Consider the following 15,096-nt stretch of genomic DNA (forward strand, 5'->3'; position numbering starts at 1 on the left):
AGCGGAGGAGAAGAATGGCAACCACGGAACTGCTCGTGAAGAACGTCCGCGTCGTCCGGCCCGAGGACCCCGAAGGTACGCAGCCGGAACTCGTGGACATCGCCGTCAATGACGGCACCATCACGCGCGTGGCGCCGAACCTGCCCGAGGATGACGCCGCCCGCGTGGTCGACGGCCGCGGCCTCCTGGCGTTCCCCGGTGTCGTCGACGCCCACCAGCACTGGGGCATCTACAACGACCTCGCCACCGACACCCGCACCGAGAGCCGCGCGAGCGCGCAGGGCGGCGTCACGACGTCGCTGACCTACATGCGCACAGGCCAGTACTACCTGAACAAGGGTGGCAGCTACCGCGATTTCTTCCCCGAGGTGTTGTCCGCTTCGGACGGTAACGCGTACGTCGACTACGCCTTCCACCTCGCGCCGATGAGCTCGGAGCACATCTCGGAGATCCCGTTCCTCGTCGAGGAGCACGGCGTCACGTCGTTCAAGATCTTCATGTTCTACGGCAGCCACGGCCTGCACGGGCGCTCCACCAGCCAGAGCGACTTCCTGATGATCCCACCGGACGAGCGCTACGACATTGCGCACTTCGAATTCGTGATGCGCGGAGTGCAGAACGCCCGCGAGATCCTCACGGAGTACGCACCCCACCTGTCGCTCTCGCTGCACTGCGAGACGGCGGAGATCATGACGGCGTACACGAAGCTGGTGGAGCAGGACAAGTCGCTGACGGGCCTGCGCGCGTACAGCGCTTCGCGGCCGCCGCACTCCGAGGGGCTGGCGGTGACCATCGCCTCGTACCTCGCGCACGAGACGGGTCTGCCGAACATCAACCTGCTGCACCTGTCATCGGAGAAGGCGCTATCGGCCGCGTTGACGATGGCTTCGGCTTTCCCGCACATCGACTTCCGCCGTGAGGTGACGATCGGCCACCTGCTCGCCGACGTCGACACCGCATCCGGCATCGGCGGCAAGGTGAACCCGCCGCTGCGCGAACGAGAGGACGTCGAGGCCCTCTGGCGCCACGTCCTGGCCGGCGAGGTCGACTGGATCGTCAGCGACCACGCCTGCTGCCGCGACGAACTCAAGTTCGGTGCAGACCGCGACGATGTCTTCCTCGCCAAGTCGGGCTTCGGCGGCGCCGAATACCTCCTGCCGGGTCTGGTCGGCGAAGGCACCAAGCGGGGGCTGTCGCTGCAGCGCATCGCCCAGCTCACCTCGACGAACCCCGCCCGCCGCTACGGCCTGCTGAACAAGGGCACCATCGCCGAGGGGTACGACGCCGACTTCGCCCTCGTCGACCCGGACGTCCGGTGGACAGTCCACGCCGCCGACTCGGAATCGACCCAGGAGTACACGCCGTTCGAGGGTTTCCCCATGACCGCCAAGGTCACCGACACCTTCGTCCGCGGCCACCAGGTCTACACCGACGGCAAGATCACCGGCGACCCGATCGGCCGCTACCTCAAGCGCGGCCGCTGAACCCGGCTGCAGCGGGCCCTTCGTCCTCCGGGACGGAGGGCCCAGTCGCCGTTGGGGCGGGCCGCGGCTCAGCGGCCTTCGGCGCCCCCGGATTCACGCAGCCAAGCCCAGTCGTGCCGGATCTCCTCGGCCGCGGCCCGGACCAGATCCCGGTACCGGGCGACCACGTCCGGCGTGAACCGGTACTGCGGCCCGCACACGCTGATCGACCCGTGTACTTCACCGTCGGGCCCGAACAGCGGCGCCGCGACGGAACCCGCGCCCGGCTGACGTTCACCGAGCGACACCGCGACGCCGTCCCGCGCGGTCTCCGCGAGAACGGCCCGCAGGTCATCGGGAGTCGTGATTGTCTTCTCCGTCAACGCGGGCAGTTCCCGGGCCAGCAACGCCTCCTGCCGGTCGGCCGGCAGGAACGCGAGGATCACCTTGCCCGACGACCCGGCATGCAACGGGAACCGCCGCCCGATGTCGACGGTCATCTTGATCTCGCGCGGGCTTTCGAACTGGTCGAGGTAGACGCGCTCGTCACCGACGAGCCCGGACAACGTCGTCGTCTCACCGGTCTCGTCCCGCAGCCGCCGCAGCACGGGCGTGGCGACGGTGCGCGCGTCGAACCGCCGCAACGCACTCGCGCCCAGCGCCACGGCCGCCGGCCCCAGGCGGTACCCGGACACGCCGGGATCCGTCGCCAGCATCTCGCGCGACACGAGCGACTGTAGGATCCGGTGCACCACCGCCTTGGCCAGCCCCAGCTCGCGGCTGATCGAGCTCACCCCCAGGTATCGCGGGCCGCCTGTGAACAGCAGCAGCACGTCGGCGACCCGCGCGGCCGCCTCCGTTCCGGAGCTCTCGGCCGGCGCCGCGGGCTTGCGTCCGACGGTACTGTGGGTGCTCAAACCGGTGGTCCTCGAAATCCTGCTCGCGTTCCGTTGGTGGGAACGTGGGTGGTCAACTGCTTCCTACACTTTACCGTTTCCGAACCCGCGCGCGACCCCTGCCCGTTCCGGTCAGCGATACGGATGACGGCAGCCCGCGAGCCGGTGACTCCGCCGCGGCCCGTCCGGTCCCCGCCGGGATGAGCACCACGTGCCCGGCTCCATTGCCTTCGCCCGCAGCCGGTCGCTGTGGGTGCCGGGGTGGGTGATGTGGCTGGATCGAGAAACCGGCGGCGGTTGAGCCTCAGATGGGCCAAGTGCCGACTGATGGTGCGCACCCGCCAGGGCCGAATGTCGGCGGAAATCGTGTGCTCGTCAGGTGATGGCCGGTGAGCCGCCCGGCCGGCTGGGCAGGCCGGCACCTACCCAGCCGCGGAAACCGCCGATGAGGTCCGTGGCGTGACGCAGCCCGATCCGCTTCAGGTCCCGCGCGGCCAGGCTGGACGCATAGCCTTCGTTGCACATGACAACGACCCGGGTGTCGGGCTGCACCTGTGGGACGCGGTGAGCCCCCTGTGGGTCCAGCCGCCATTCCAGCACCAGGCGCTCGATGACGAGCGAGCCCGGGACCTCCCCTTCGGCCAGCCGGTTGGCGTGGGGACGGATATCGACCAGCAGCCCGCCGGCCTGGAGCAGCTCGTACGCGGCCCGGGGGGCGACGCGGTCGATCTCCGCCCGCGCATCGGCGAGAAATGCTTCTACGTTCATGGCTCGTCATGATCGATGAGGGCCAGCAGTTCGGCCAGGGGCAGGTTGCTCGTTGCCAGCGGCGGGATCTCGGCCGGGATCTCGTGCAGGCTGCGATACTCCCGGGTGGGCACCAGCGGTGGGGAGTAGGCGTGCACGCTGGAGGCCGGCAGGTCCCCGCGGTTGGCCACCTGATGGGCATGACCGGCACCGAAACCGACCGCCGCGCCCTGGTGCCGGTGTGCGTGACGGATCGGCCCGCCGGGGTAACGGTAATTTTCGCTCAGTGATCCACTGAGGACGGTGAACGCGCCGGCCGCGCCGCCGTGGTCGTGCGGGCGGGTTCCCTGCCCGGGCAGCCACGACAGCAGCCACAGCTCGACCCCCGTGGTGAGCGCCAGCCGTGCCCACCACCGTTTTTCCGGGACGAACCGCGCCAGGCGCAGCAGTGGCGTGCCCAGTTCGGCGGCCGTCTTGGTGGTGAGCTCACGCAGTTGAGCGGGTGTCCACAGGTCACGCTCGGCATGGATGAGGCGACGCAGCGGCAGCAGATCGGCGTCCGGGTGGACGTCGACCGATGCGGTTTTCGAGATCATGGGTTTTGCTCCGGTGGTCGGTCGTATGGGCCCTGTCCAAGCCACGACGACAGCTACCTGAGGCGACGAGCAGAAAATCGACGGTGCGGTCGCACCAGGTCAAAACCAACCGGATCACGCGGGGATCGTGACATGGCCCGGCGCTGCCTCGCCGGTCATCCCACCAGCTGGACGGAATTCTTTCTTTCCGCAGCGAAAAGAAACTGCGCGTCCGCGGGCTGGACATTGTTGACAGGCTGTATGCGACCACGACATTCTGGTGCAGAACAAAATAACAGCACACGTTAGAAACTCACGTCGGCACGGCCTGCCAGCGCAAATACGATGGCGCGCTGATAAAACACAGTCTAAGGGATGTCTCGTAACCCCTGCTTGGGAGTGGCTGGGGTGGTGTGGTAGTTGATCACGTTGTGGTGCAGGTGATCTCGGCGTCGCGTTCGGAGTGGATCGTTCCGTTCACGGGGTTGCAGCCTGGTCAGTTCCGCAAGCTGGTGGCCCTGGTAGCCCAGCGTGGTGGGGAGGAGATCGCCGATGGTCGGCCTGGTCGGCAGTGGGCGTTGCCGCTGGCGGATCGGGTGCTGCTGGTGGCGACCTATTGGCGCACGAACCTGACCATGCGCCAGATCGGGCCGCTATTCGGGGTATCGCACTCGGCGGCCCATCGGGTGATCGACAGCCTGAGCCCGCTGCTGGCGCTGGCGCCGGTGCGCAAACGCCGCATCGACTCGGTGGCCATCGTGGACGGCACCCTGGTCCCGACGAGGGATCACCGGCTCGCCGCGCCCAGCAAGAACTACCGGTACTCCACCAATGTGCAGGTCGCCATCGATGCCGAGACCCGTCTGGTGATCGCCACCGGCGACCCGCAACCGGGTAACCGCAACGACTGCACCGTCTACCGCGATTCCGGTATCGCCGACACCCTCGCCGAGCGCCCGGTGATGGCCGATGGCGGCTACCGGGGCAACCTCGATGTGATCATGCCCTATCGCAAGCCGGGCAAAGGCACCGAACTGCCGGCGTGGAAGGACGAACTCAACGCCACCCACCGCAGGGTCCGTGCCCGGATCGAACACGCCCTGGCGCGCATGAAGTGCTGGAGAATCCTGCGCGACTACCGCCGCGCCGCCACCACTCTGGCCGACACCGTCTCCGGAATTGCCCACCTGCACAACATCCACCTCCTCGGCTGACCACAACACCAACCCCACCAACCACAAAAACAGTTACGAGACATCCCTTAGGACCGCCGGTACGCCGCCCCGGGGTGTGGCGGGGCCAGCCGCGGCGACGGGAAGCCGAGGCGTTCCCGCAGCGTGGTGGGCTCGGTGTGCTCAGGCACCCGGCCGCGCCGCCGCAGTTCGGGGATCACCCAGCGGGCGAAGTCGGCGAAAGTGCCGGGCGTGGTCACATAAGCGAGGTTGAACCCGTCCACATCGGCCTCGTCCACCCAACGTTCCAGCTCGTCGGCGACCTCGGTGGGGGAACCCGTGATGACCGGGCCCCGGCCGCCGAGACCGACGAACCCCGCCAGCTCGCGCGGCGTCCACGCCCGGTCCGCGGTGGTGAAGGACGCCAGCGCCGAGCGGTTGGCGTCGACGTCGGCGTAGGTCAGCGGCTTGTCCACGTCCAGTTCGGCCAGGTCCACGCCGGTCCAGCCGCCGAACAGCGCGAACGCGCCCGGCACGCTCACCAGCTCCTCGTACTCGCGCAGCTTCGTCTGCGCCTGCTCGCTCGTCTCCGCGGTGATCGGGGTGAGCATGGTGAAGATCTTGACTGAACGCGGGTCCCGGCCCTGTTCGGCAACCGCGCTCCGCAGCCTGTCCACGGTCTTGCGCACCACGCTGGGCGACGGGCCCGAGACGAACACGGCCTCGGCGTGCGAGGCGGCGAACTTCATGCCGCGTGGGGACGCGCCTGCCTGGAAGAGCACCGGCGTCCGCTGCGGTGACGGCTCGCACAGGTGCGGGCCGCGCACGGTGAAGTACTTGCCCTTGTGGTTGATGTCGTGCACCTTCGCCGGGTCGGTGAACACGCCGCGCTCGGCGTCCCGCACCACCGCGTCGTCCTCCCAGGAGGACTCCCACAGCTGGTAGCAGACATCGACGTGTTCCTCGGCGATCTCGTACCGCTCGTCGTGCGGGATCTGCCCGTCCAGGCCGAGGTTGCGCGCTGCGCTTTCCAAATAGGACGTGACGATGTTCCACGCCACCCTGCCGTCGGTGAGATGGTCCAAAGTAGACAGGCGGCGGGCCAGCTGGTACGGCTGCTCGTAGGTCAGAGAGATGGTGAGTCCGAAGCCGAGCCGCTGTGTGGCCGCGGCCATCGCGGACACCGCGAGCGTCGGGTCGTTGACCGGGACCTGCGCGGCGTCGGCCACTGCGGCGTCCCGCGAACGGTTGTACACGTCGTAGACTCCGAGCACGTCGGCCAGGAACAAGGCGTCGAAACCGCTTTCGTCGAGCAGTTTCGCCAGCTCCACCCAGTGCCGCACATCGGTGTAGCGATGTCCCTGGTCCTCGGGATGCCGCCACAGCCCTGCCGACTGGTGCCCGACACAGGCCATGTCGAAGGCGTTGAGATAGATCCGGCTCAACGAGCAGTCTCCTTTGCGAAATAGGCCGACGCGAACGTCAGCACGGTCAATACCGCGAAATAGATCACGATCAACCACGGGCTGCCGCCCCCGGCGACCAGCAGAGCGGCCGCGATCAGCGGTGCGAACCCGCCGGAGAGCACCGCCCCCACCTGATAGCCGAGCGAAACCCCGCTGTAGCGCACACGCGTGTCGAACAGCTCACTGAACCACGCGGCTTGTGGGCCGTACATCGCGTCGTGGGCGATGTTCACCCCGAACACGATCGCCAGCACCACCGCGATTTCGGAGCCCGAGTCCGCGGCGATGAAGAACAGCACCAACGCGACGACGCCTGCGACGGTGCCGAACAGGTAGATCGGTCGCCTGCCGTAGCGGTCGGACAGATGCGCCCACAGCGGTGTGCTGATCAGGCCCAGCGCCGAGCACACCATCACCGCGTACAGCCCGACTTGGCTCTGCTTGCCGAACGAGTTCTGCAGATAGGTGAGTGAGTAGGTGGTCAGGAGTACGTAGAGGCCGATCTGCGAGAGCCGCAAGCCGGTGGTGAGCGCCACGTTCCGCGGCTGGGTACGCAGCACTTCCACCACCGGCAGCCGCGCGATCTCGTTGCGCTGCTTGACTTCCTCGAACTCCGGACCATCGGTCAGGCGCAACCGGATCACCAGGCCGATGGCCACGAGTACGATGCTGACCACGAAGGGCAGCCGCCAGGCCCAGGACACGAACGCGTCGCCGCCGGCCAGCGCGCGCACCCCGGCGTAGATACCGGTGGCGAGCAGCATCCCGGCGGGCGAACCGATCTGCGGAAAACTGCCGAACAGGCCACGTCTGCCGCTGGGGGCGTGTTCGACCGACAACAGCGCGGCGCCGCCCCATTCGGCGCCGACCGCGAGCCCCTGGAAGACCCGCAGCACCACCAGCAGCGCCGGAGCGAGGAGTCCGACCTGCGCGAACGTGGGCAGCACGCCGATCGCCGTCGTGGCTACGCCCATCACCAGCAGCGCGCCGACCAGCACCGTGCGTCTGCCGAGCCGGTCGCCGAGGTGCCCCGAGATGACCGCACCGATCGGCCGCGCACCGAACCCGGCGGCGTAGGTGGCGAAGGTGGCGAGGGTGCCCGCGGTCGAGGAGATGTTCGGGAAGAACAGCGGCTTGAAGATCAGCGCGGTCGCGGTGGCATAGAGGTAGAAGTCGTACCACTCGATGGTCGTACCGACCATGCTGCCGAGCGCCGCCGTCCTTGGGGCGGTGCGCCGGGGAACCGGAGTTGTGGTCGTCACGCCCCGAAAGGTAGGGCCGGCTCACTTTGCTGGAAACGTTGACCAAATCCTAGGATTGGTTCGGATACTCCAGACGCGGCGTCCGGATCGCCTAGGCTGGCGCGGGTGAGCACCCGGATTCTCGTCGTGTACTACAGCGCCACCGGCAACACCGCACAACTGGCCTCGGCGCTTGTGGACGGTGCGCGCGAGACCGGCGCGCAGGTGCGCCTGCGCACGGTCGCCGAAACCGCCCCGGCGGCCGCGATCGCGACCAACCCGCGCTGGCAGGCCTATGTCGACTCCGGCTCGCACACGGAGCTGGCGACGCTGGAGGACCTGGAGTGGGCCGACGGGCTCGCGGTCGGCAGCCCCACCCGCTTCGGTGGCCCGGCGGCGCAGCTCAAGTCTTTTTTGGACACCACGGGCGGGTTGTGGGCCAACGGAAAACTCGCCAACAAGGTGGCGACCTCGTTCACCACCGCGTCCACCGCGCACGGCGGACTGGAGTCCACACTGCTCGCGATCAACAACATCTTCTACCACTGGGGCGCCATCGTCGTCCCGCTCGGCTACGCCGAGCCACACCTACTGGAATCCGGCAACCCCTACGGCGGCTCCTTCGTCTCCCGCAAGTCTGCCCAGCCGGACAAGAAAACGCTGGAAGCCCTTCGCATCCAGGGCACCCGGCTGGCCACGATCACCGGATACGTCGCCGCCGGGATGCACGGCGCGTGACTGGTCGTCTCGAACAGGTCACCCACCTTTGAACCACGCGCTGGTCGTCAAATCCTTGCCATACAGGGAAATGATGACCAACTCGGCTTGCCCGGCGTCCAGCGCGATCCGCGCGCCGTGCCGCCAGACGACGGCGGCGAGTTCGGCGATGGCAAGCGCCTCGCCAGTGACGTTGGACGCGTCGGCCAGGACCACCAGGTAAAATTTCGTCCGGGCAGGCCGCGAGCGCACGATCCACTTCGGCTACTGCCTCGGTCCGGGCGCGGGGTGTGGCGATGCGGTGGGTGGTCTCGGCGGGCCATGGTAGAAGTGCCGCGTGGTGCTCGGTGTCGAACAGCACTACCGAGGTGCGAGGCGGCGGACTGCGTGCGAGCAGGTTCAGCGCGTCGTCATGTTACGAGTGAAGATCATCTCGTCGTTCTCGCGTGTGTCAACGAAGCGGCGCGCGCCTGCCGAGCGCGCTCATAGACCGTTGTGGACACCTGCGAGGCGAATCCCGCGCCCCGGTGCACGCTCGCGTACCAGGGCAGGAACTCGTCGACGGCTTCCCGTACGGCTTCCAGACACGGTGTGGTCGAGATTGGCGTAATCGATGACGGTGCCGGTCACCAACGGCACCTGGGTGCCCGCGACGGCGGGGACAGCGGAATAAGTGGAATCAGTGAAGAGCGGCATGCTTGTTCCTCAGCGGCTTGGGGATCCGCGAAAGACCCGCGCTTGCCCGGTTCGCACTCGGCGAGGTCGTGGCTTAGGAAGCGGGGCAGGCGTGTGGCGGCTGCCTTTGGTTGTTCGGTGTGTGGCCGGTGGCTGGCGTTGTCGATCGTGAGCGTCCGCGCGGTGTGGAATCGTGCCGCGATGGTGTCGGTGTAGCCGTGTGCGAAGAACCATAGGGCTTGCGAAGAGATTGGCTCGGGGCGTCGTGCGGATGGCAGTCCGGTGGGGCCCGGTTCGCCGGGATCATTCTACGATGCGTTGGTCGGGGCGAGGTGTGAAGCTGGTGGGGGTATGCGGGTAGCGGTGCTGGGGCCGGTGCGTGCTCATGCGGACGCCGGGACGTCGATCGACGTCCCGGGTGCCAGGCCGCGCATGTTGCTGGCCAGGCTCGCGCTCAGCGCAGGGGAGCGGGTTTCGTCCGGCTCGCTGATCGGCGACCTGTGGGGTGAGGATCCGCCGTCGGACGCCGGGAACGCGTTGCATGCGCTGGTGTACCGGTTGCGTAGGGCGCTGGGCGGCGCCGGGACGCTGGAGTCCACGGGACTGGGGTACCGGCTGGTGCTGCCCGCGGAGAACGTGGACGCGCTGAAGTTCGAGACGCTCGCCGCTCGCGGCAGGCGGGAACTCGCTGCCGGGATGCCGCGGGAGGCCGCCGGTCTGCTCGGCGAGGCGCTCGCGCTGTGGCGGGGACCCGCGCTCGCCGACGTGCTCGGGGCTCCGTTCGCCGGGGCGTCCGCCGCGCGGCTGGACGAACTGCGGATCGCTGCGCTGGAGGACCGCTTCGAGGCCGAACTTCGGCTCGGCCACCCCACCGACGTCCTGGCGGATCTGGAGACGGTGTCCGCCGAGCACCCGCTGCGCGAGCGGCTGGCCGCGCTGCGCATGCGCGCGCTGCACGCGGTCGGCCGCCAGGCTGACGCACTGGCCCTGTACGAGGAGGTCCGCGGAAAGCTCGCCGACGAACTCGGCGTCGATCCTTCGGCCGAGGTGCGGGAAGCCCATCTGGCCGTCCTGCGCGGCGGGCCGGATCGACCGGCCGCCTCCGCTGAGCCGCCGCCCGGCCGGTTGCCCGCCCAGCTGACCAGTTTCCTCGGCAGGGACGACGAGTTGAAACTGCTCGCCGAACTGATGGACGCCGCCCGGCTGGTCACCGTCACCGGTCCCGGAGGGGTGGGCAAGACCCGGCTGGCCGTGGTGGCTGCGTCGCGGCACCGGGCCTACCGGGAAGGCAGGCTGTGGCTTGTCCCGCTGGCCGGGGTGCGTGACGAGGACGGGGTGGCCGCTGCCGTCCTCGGGGCACTTAGCACCACTGCCGGGCGATCGCCCGGCAGCGGCCGGGCCGAGCCGGTGGACCGGGTCGCCGAATTTCTCGGCGGCGGCGAGGCCGTGCTGGTACTGGACAACTGCGAACAGGTCGTCGGCGCCGCGGCGGAGTTCTCGCGCAGGCTGCTCGAACGCCGTCCGCACCTGACCATCCTGGCCACCAGCCGGGAGTCGCTGGAGGTCATGGGCGAGGCCGTGTGCCGTCTCGGCCCACTCGCCCTGCCCCGGGACAGCGCCGTCGCCGCCGAGTCGGCCGCGGTACGGCTGTTCGTCGACCGCGCGGCCGCCGTACGGCCGGGGTTCGTGCTCACCGGGTCCACAGTGGACTCGGTGGTGGACGTGGTGCGCAGGCTCGACGGCCTGCCGCTCGCCGTGGAGCTGGCCGCGGCGCGGCTGCGCTCGATGAGCGTCGACCAGATCGCGCGACGGCTCGATGACCGGTTCAGGCTGCTGTCGACCGGCAACCGGGCGGCGCAGCCGCGCCAGCGCACGCTGCACGCGGTGATCGAGTGGAGCTGGGACTTGCTGAGCGAGCAGGAGCGGGTGCTGGCACGGCGCATGTCGGTGTTCACCGCGGGTACGGGTGACGCCGCGATCGAGGCGGTGTGCTCGGACGAGCGTGTTCTCCCGCCGGGCGATGTTGTCTACGTGCTCGGCTCGCTGGTCGACAAGTCCATTGTGGAGCAGACCGGGAACGGCTACCTGATGCTGGAGACCGTTCGCGCATATGCGGCGGACCAGCTACTGCTGGCCGGTGAGCGGGAATCGGTGAGGGGCCGGTACACGGGGCACTTCGCCGCGCTGGCCGCCGAACACGAGCCGCTGCTGCGCACCGCGCGGCAAGCGGATTCGCTGGCTCTCTTCGACGCCGAGTACGACAACCTGGTGTCCGCGCTGGGATCGGCGGTCGACGTCCGCGACGCGCAGACCGCGGTCATGCTCCTCGGCCCGCTGTACTGGTACTGGAACACGTCGCGGTACGACGCGCGGGCCGAAACGTTCGTGGCCAGGGTGCTCGAGTTCGGCGACGTGATGCCCGCGGCCGCTCGTGCCGCGTTCACCGCGGCCCAGCTGCTGGCCGGGAGCGAACCGCCCGCGGACGTCGAAGTGGTGCGGGCCGTGATCGAGGACTGCGCGCGCACCGGCGCGCACGAGCGCTATCCGATGCTGCTGGTGGTGACGCTCTCGGTCGGCGCCTTTCTCGGTCTCGACGAGCTGGTCGAGGGCGTGATGGAAGGGGTGCGGAGCCGTTCCGACCGGTGGGCGATCGCCTGCACGTATCTGGTGGAGGCGGTTCTCCGGCACGATCGCGGCGACTGGGCGGGCGGGGTGTCCGCGCGAGCGACCGCACTGCGCAGGTTCGAAGAGACGGGCGATCACCTGTGGACGGCGATGGCGCTGGCCGGAGTGGCGCAGGCCTGTTCCGTCGACGGCGACCACGAGCGGGCGATCGAGGCCTACCGGCGGAGCATCGCGCTCGCCCCACAGGACGAGATCCCCTATCGGATAGCGCTTGCCACCGAGCGGATGCGGATCGGCGATCTGGACACCGCCCGGCGTGACGCCGACACGGCCGCGCGGACGGCACGGGACCGCGGCCAGGGCTTCGCGGAGATCGAAGCCGTGATCTGCCTGGCCGAGCTGTACCGCCGCTCGGGTGAGCCGGAGCGGTCCGACGCCGAGCTCGACCGGCTGGAGGTGTTCGCTCGCGAGACGGTGCCCATGGCCGACGCGATGATCGAGGACCGGATCGCGCCGGCCCGGATGGCGAACAGGTTGGCGGCCGGGGACGTCGCTCGCGCGCGGGAACTGCTGCCGAGGACCGTTCAGGCGGCGTTCGCCCACCACGACCCCGCACCGGCCGCCCAGCACCTGGCCGGGTTGCTGTTCCTGGAAGACGATCCGGCCGGTGCGGCCACCGCGCTCGGCATGAGCCAGACCATCCGCGGCGCCTTCGACCACGGCGACCCGGAACTGCGCCGGCTCGTCGGCGAGCTGACGCGGCGGCTCGGCCGGGCAGGCTACGACGAGGCCTTCCGCCGGGGCGCCGAGATGCCCCGGGAGGACGCACTCGCCCGGCTGGCGCCCGACCAGGCATGACCGGAGCTGACCGAGTCTGACAGCGCCCCGCGTCTGGCTGTCAGGTCGCTGTAAGACGGCTTTCAGTACCGGCCGACATCGTTACATCTGTGTCCAATACAGAACGAAATCCCCGGCGCTGGCTCATCCTGATCGTGCTGTGCCTCAGCACGCTGGTCCTGACGATTGACAGCCAGGTGCTGACCGTGGCGATCCCGGCGCTCATCCGGGACCTGGGGGCGAACGCCCAGGACATCCAGTGGATCACCGACGCCTACATCCTGACGTTGGCCGGCTTGCTGCTCACCGCGGGCAGCCTCTCCGACCGGTACGGCAGACGGCGCGTGATGATCATCGGGCTGGTCCTTTTCGGGTTGGCTTCGCTCGGGGCGACGTACACCACGAGTCCGCTTCAGCTGATCGGCTGCCGCGCGCTGATGGGCGTGGGCAGTGCGCTCATCCTGCCGAGCACGCTGTCGATCCTGATCACCGTGTTCGACGACGAGGAGCGCCGCAAGGCCACCTCGGTGTGGTCGTCGGTGGTCATGGTCGGCCTGATCGGCGGCCCGATCCTCGGCGGCACCCTGGTCACGAGCTTCGGCTGGGGCTCGGTCTTCCTCGTCAACGTCCCGGTCGCGATCCTCGCGATCATCACGGCGCTGGCCCTGATGCCCGAGTCGAAGGCGCCCGCGCGTAAGGCCGATCCGGTCGGCGCGGTCCTGTCCGTGATCGGTCTGGCCACGCTGGTCTGGGCCATCATCGAACTGCCGGTGACCGGCCTCTCCCATCCCGCCACCCTGATCAGGTTCGGGGTGGCCGTGGTCACCCTGGTGGCGTTCGCGGTGTGGGAGACCAGGACGGCATCCCCGATGGTCCCGCTCGCGCTCTACCGGAACCGCGACTTCAGTGGCGGCAGCTTCGCCCTCGTCCTGACCCAGATCGGGCTCGCTGGTCTGGTTCTGGTGCTGACGCAGTACCTCCAATTCGTGCTCGGCTACAGCCCGACGAAGGCGGGCACGGTCCTGGTGCCCATGGCGGTGGGAACGATCCTGACCAACCTGCTCGGCGCGACCCTCGGCCAGAAGATCGGCAACCGCACCATGACGGCCGTCGGACTCGCCGTCGCGGCGGCTGGTTTCGGCCTGCTGGCGAGCCTCTCGCCGGACAGCGGCTTCGGGATCGTGGTGGCGGCTCTGGCCGTGTTCGGTGCCGGGGCGGGCCTGGCGCAGCCGGCGGCGGTCGCGGCACTCATGGGGGCTGTGCCCGAGGAACATGCCGGTGTCGGTTCCGCGGCGAACGACACCATGCAGCAGGCCGGGAGCGCCCTTGGCGTCGCCATCCTCGGCAGCCTCCTGGCGGCGACCTATACGTCCGGGATGCCCGCGACTGCGCCCGCACAAGCCCGCGCCTCGATCGGCGAGGCGCTCAGCCTCAGCGATGCCGGGATCGCCCATGCCGCCCGGGAGGCGTTCACCGCCGGAATGACGGTCACCTGCGGGACCACCGCCGTCCTCGTGCTGGCCGCCGCCGTGCTCGCCCGCTTCGTCATGAGGGGCAGGGCGCCCGCCGCCGCACCCGAACCCGAAAAGACCGCCACACAAGCCTGATATCCCACGGAAAGGAGGTACCGGAATGACCAACCCTGTCCCGGAACTGCCGACCGAACTCCCCGCCGGGCGCCTGCTGGATCCGCCGGACGAACTGGCCTGGATCCGTGCGACCCGGCCGATCACGAGGCTGACCCACACCGACGGGAGCGAAGGCTGGCTCGCCACCGGATACGATCACGTCCGCGCCGTCCTCGGCGACACGCGGTTCAGCTCGCGGCCGGAACTGATGCACCACCCGCTGGCAGGCAAGCTGCCTGCCGGGACACCGGGCGACATCCAGAAGACCGACCGGCCGGAGCACACTCGTCTCCGCAAGCTCCTGGCGGGCAAGTTCACCCCGCGGCGGACGCGCGTGCCCACCGAACGCGTCGAGCGGATCACCGCCGACCACCTGGATGCCATGGAGCGGCGCGGCCCGGCGCTCGATCTCGTCGAGGCGTACGCCTGGCCCATTCCCGCACTGATGATCTGCGAGCTGCTCACCAGCGACCTGGCCGACGACGAACTCGCCGGGGTCGGGGCCTTTCTGCTCGGCGCGGGCCTGGAAACCACCGCGAACATGATCGGCCTCGGCACCCTCGTCCTCCTCGGAAACCCCGGCCAGTTCGCCGAACTGCGCGCCGATCCGGAACTGACCGACAACGCGGTCGAGGAACTGCTGCGCTACCTGAGCATCGCCCACACCGCACTGCGGGCCGCGCTGGAGGACGTCGAAATCGACGGCGAGCTGATCGAGGCGGGCGAGACCGTCACGTTCTCGATCCGGGCGGCCAACCGCGACCCCGGCAGGTACCCCGATCCCGATCGGCTGGACCTGCGCTGGAGCACCACGGGTCAGCTGGCCTTCGGCCATGGCATCCACCAGTGCCTCGGCCAGCATCTGGCCTGCGTCGAACTGCGGACCGCGATTCCCGCCCTGTTCGCGCGGTTCCCTTCATTGCGCCTGGCCGTTCCGGCGGAGGACGTCTCGCTGCGGCCCGGAGCCGTGAAGGGCTTGTCCGGCATCAACAGCCTTCCGGTCACGTGGGACGCGTGATCCCCGGCGGACGCCGAGGAATCGAAGAGGAGAACA

11 protein-coding genes and 1 pseudogene are annotated in these 15,096 nt (G+C 69.2%); 6 read left to right on the forward strand and 6 right to left on the reverse strand.

Annotated elements, in window-relative coordinates; genetic code table 11:
• Positions 1 to 14 precede the first annotated feature (14 nt).
• Positions 15 to 1,484: a dihydroorotase gene (locus A3CU_RS0124125; protein WP_027944480.1), complete on the forward strand. Its 1,470-nt coding sequence runs from the start codon at positions 15 to 17 to the stop codon at positions 1,482 to 1,484.
• A gap of 68 nt (positions 1,485 to 1,552) precedes the next feature.
• Here the strand turns inward: A3CU_RS0124125 and A3CU_RS0124130 are convergent, their stop codons facing one another.
• The 3 genes from A3CU_RS0124130 to A3CU_RS0124140 all read right to left on the reverse strand — a co-directional run bounded on the left by A3CU_RS0124130 (position 1,553) and on the right by A3CU_RS0124140 (position 3,702).
• Positions 1,553 to 2,380 (reverse strand): IclR family transcriptional regulator, encoded by an 828-nt coding sequence (locus tag A3CU_RS0124130; RefSeq protein WP_027944481.1) that lies wholly within the window; start codon positions 2,378 to 2,380, stop codon positions 1,553 to 1,555.
• 354 nt (positions 2,381 to 2,734) lie between these two features.
• Positions 2,735 to 3,127 carry a rhodanese-like domain-containing protein gene (locus A3CU_RS0124135; RefSeq protein WP_027944482.1) on the reverse strand — a complete coding sequence of 131 codons (393 nt, stop codon included), beginning with the start codon at positions 3,125 to 3,127 and terminating at the stop codon, positions 2,735 to 2,737.
• Positions 3,124 to 3,702: a cysteine dioxygenase gene (locus A3CU_RS0124140; protein ID WP_043842342.1), complete on the reverse strand. Its 579-nt coding sequence runs from the start codon at positions 3,700 to 3,702 to the stop codon at positions 3,124 to 3,126. Before A3CU_RS0124140 ends, A3CU_RS0124135 begins: the two co-directional genes overlap by 4 nt.
• Before the next feature lie 413 nt (positions 3,703 to 4,115).
• Between A3CU_RS0124140 and A3CU_RS0124145 the strand changes: the two genes are divergently transcribed.
• Entirely contained in the window at positions 4,116 to 4,895 is a 780-nt protein-coding gene (locus A3CU_RS0124145) for an IS5/IS1182 family transposase (protein ID WP_027944484.1), read from the forward strand.
• 47 nt (positions 4,896 to 4,942) lie between these two features.
• Here A3CU_RS0124145 and A3CU_RS0124150 read toward each other — a convergent pair whose 3' ends face one another.
• Together A3CU_RS0124150 and A3CU_RS0124155 are read right to left on the reverse strand one after the other, a co-directional pair.
• Positions 4,943 to 6,298 (reverse strand): LLM class flavin-dependent oxidoreductase, encoded by a 1,356-nt coding sequence (locus A3CU_RS0124150; RefSeq protein WP_027944485.1) that lies wholly within the window; start codon positions 6,296 to 6,298, stop codon positions 4,943 to 4,945.
• On the reverse strand, positions 6,295 to 7,581 hold the full coding sequence (locus tag A3CU_RS0124155; RefSeq protein ID WP_043842344.1) for an MFS transporter: 1,287 nt from the start codon (positions 7,579 to 7,581) through the stop codon (positions 6,295 to 6,297). The genes A3CU_RS0124150 and A3CU_RS0124155 overlap by 4 nt, the downstream gene beginning before the upstream one ends.
• A gap of 105 nt (positions 7,582 to 7,686) precedes the next feature.
• On the opposite strand from A3CU_RS0124155, the gene wrbA reads away from it, so the two are divergent.
• Positions 7,687 to 8,298, forward strand: a complete 612-nt coding sequence (gene wrbA, locus A3CU_RS0124160; protein WP_027944487.1) for an NAD(P)H:quinone oxidoreductase — start codon at positions 7,687 to 7,689, stop codon at positions 8,296 to 8,298.
• 87 nt (positions 8,299 to 8,385) lie between these two features.
• Here wrbA and A3CU_RS54630 read toward each other — a convergent pair.
• A pseudogene (locus A3CU_RS54630) lies at positions 8,386 to 8,973 on the reverse strand (aminotransferase class V-fold PLP-dependent enzyme); the annotation flags it as partial.
• A 330-nt stretch (positions 8,974 to 9,303) separates the two neighbouring features.
• Here A3CU_RS54630 and A3CU_RS0124170 point away from each other — a divergent pair.
• From A3CU_RS0124170 to A3CU_RS0124180, 3 genes are all read left to right on the forward strand, one after another.
• Positions 9,304 to 12,435 (forward strand): AfsR/SARP family transcriptional regulator, encoded by a 3,132-nt coding sequence (locus A3CU_RS0124170; protein WP_027944488.1) that lies wholly within the window; start codon positions 9,304 to 9,306, stop codon positions 12,433 to 12,435.
• An 89-nt stretch (positions 12,436 to 12,524) separates the two neighbouring features.
• Positions 12,525 to 14,021: an MFS transporter gene (locus A3CU_RS0124175; protein ID WP_027944489.1), complete on the forward strand. Its 1,497-nt coding sequence runs from the start codon at positions 12,525 to 12,527 to the stop codon at positions 14,019 to 14,021.
• Positions 14,022 to 14,046: 25 nt separating this feature from the next.
• Complete coding sequence (locus A3CU_RS0124180; RefSeq protein ID WP_027944490.1) at positions 14,047 to 15,060, forward strand: cytochrome P450; 1,014 nt, start codon at positions 14,047 to 14,049, stop codon at positions 15,058 to 15,060.
• Positions 15,061 to 15,096: the final 36 nt, after the last annotated feature.

The sequence above is a fragment of the Amycolatopsis taiwanensis DSM 45107 genome, from assembly GCF_000519205.1.
GTDB lineage: Bacteria > Actinomycetota > Actinomycetes > Mycobacteriales > Pseudonocardiaceae > Amycolatopsis_E > Amycolatopsis_E taiwanensis.

What these genes read in the sequence shown, in the direction of transcription:
- A3CU_RS0124125 (WP_027944480.1), top strand. Translation starts at nt 15, where the DNA reads ATGGCAACCACGGAACTGCTCGTGAAGAACGTCCGCGTCGTCCGGCCC.
- A3CU_RS0124135 (WP_027944482.1), bottom strand. Translation starts at nt 3,127, where the DNA reads ATGAACGTAGAAGCATTTCTCGCCGATGCGCGGGCGGAGATCGACCGC.
- A3CU_RS0124140 (WP_043842342.1), bottom strand. Translation starts at nt 3,702, where the DNA reads ATGATCTCGAAAACCGCATCGGTCGACGTCCACCCGGACGCCGATCTG.
- A3CU_RS0124170 (WP_027944488.1), top strand. Translation starts at nt 9,304, where the DNA reads ATGCGGGTAGCGGTGCTGGGGCCGGTGCGTGCTCATGCGGACGCCGGG.
- A3CU_RS0124180 (WP_027944490.1), top strand. Translation starts at nt 14,047, where the DNA reads ATGACCAACCCTGTCCCGGAACTGCCGACCGAACTCCCCGCCGGGCGC.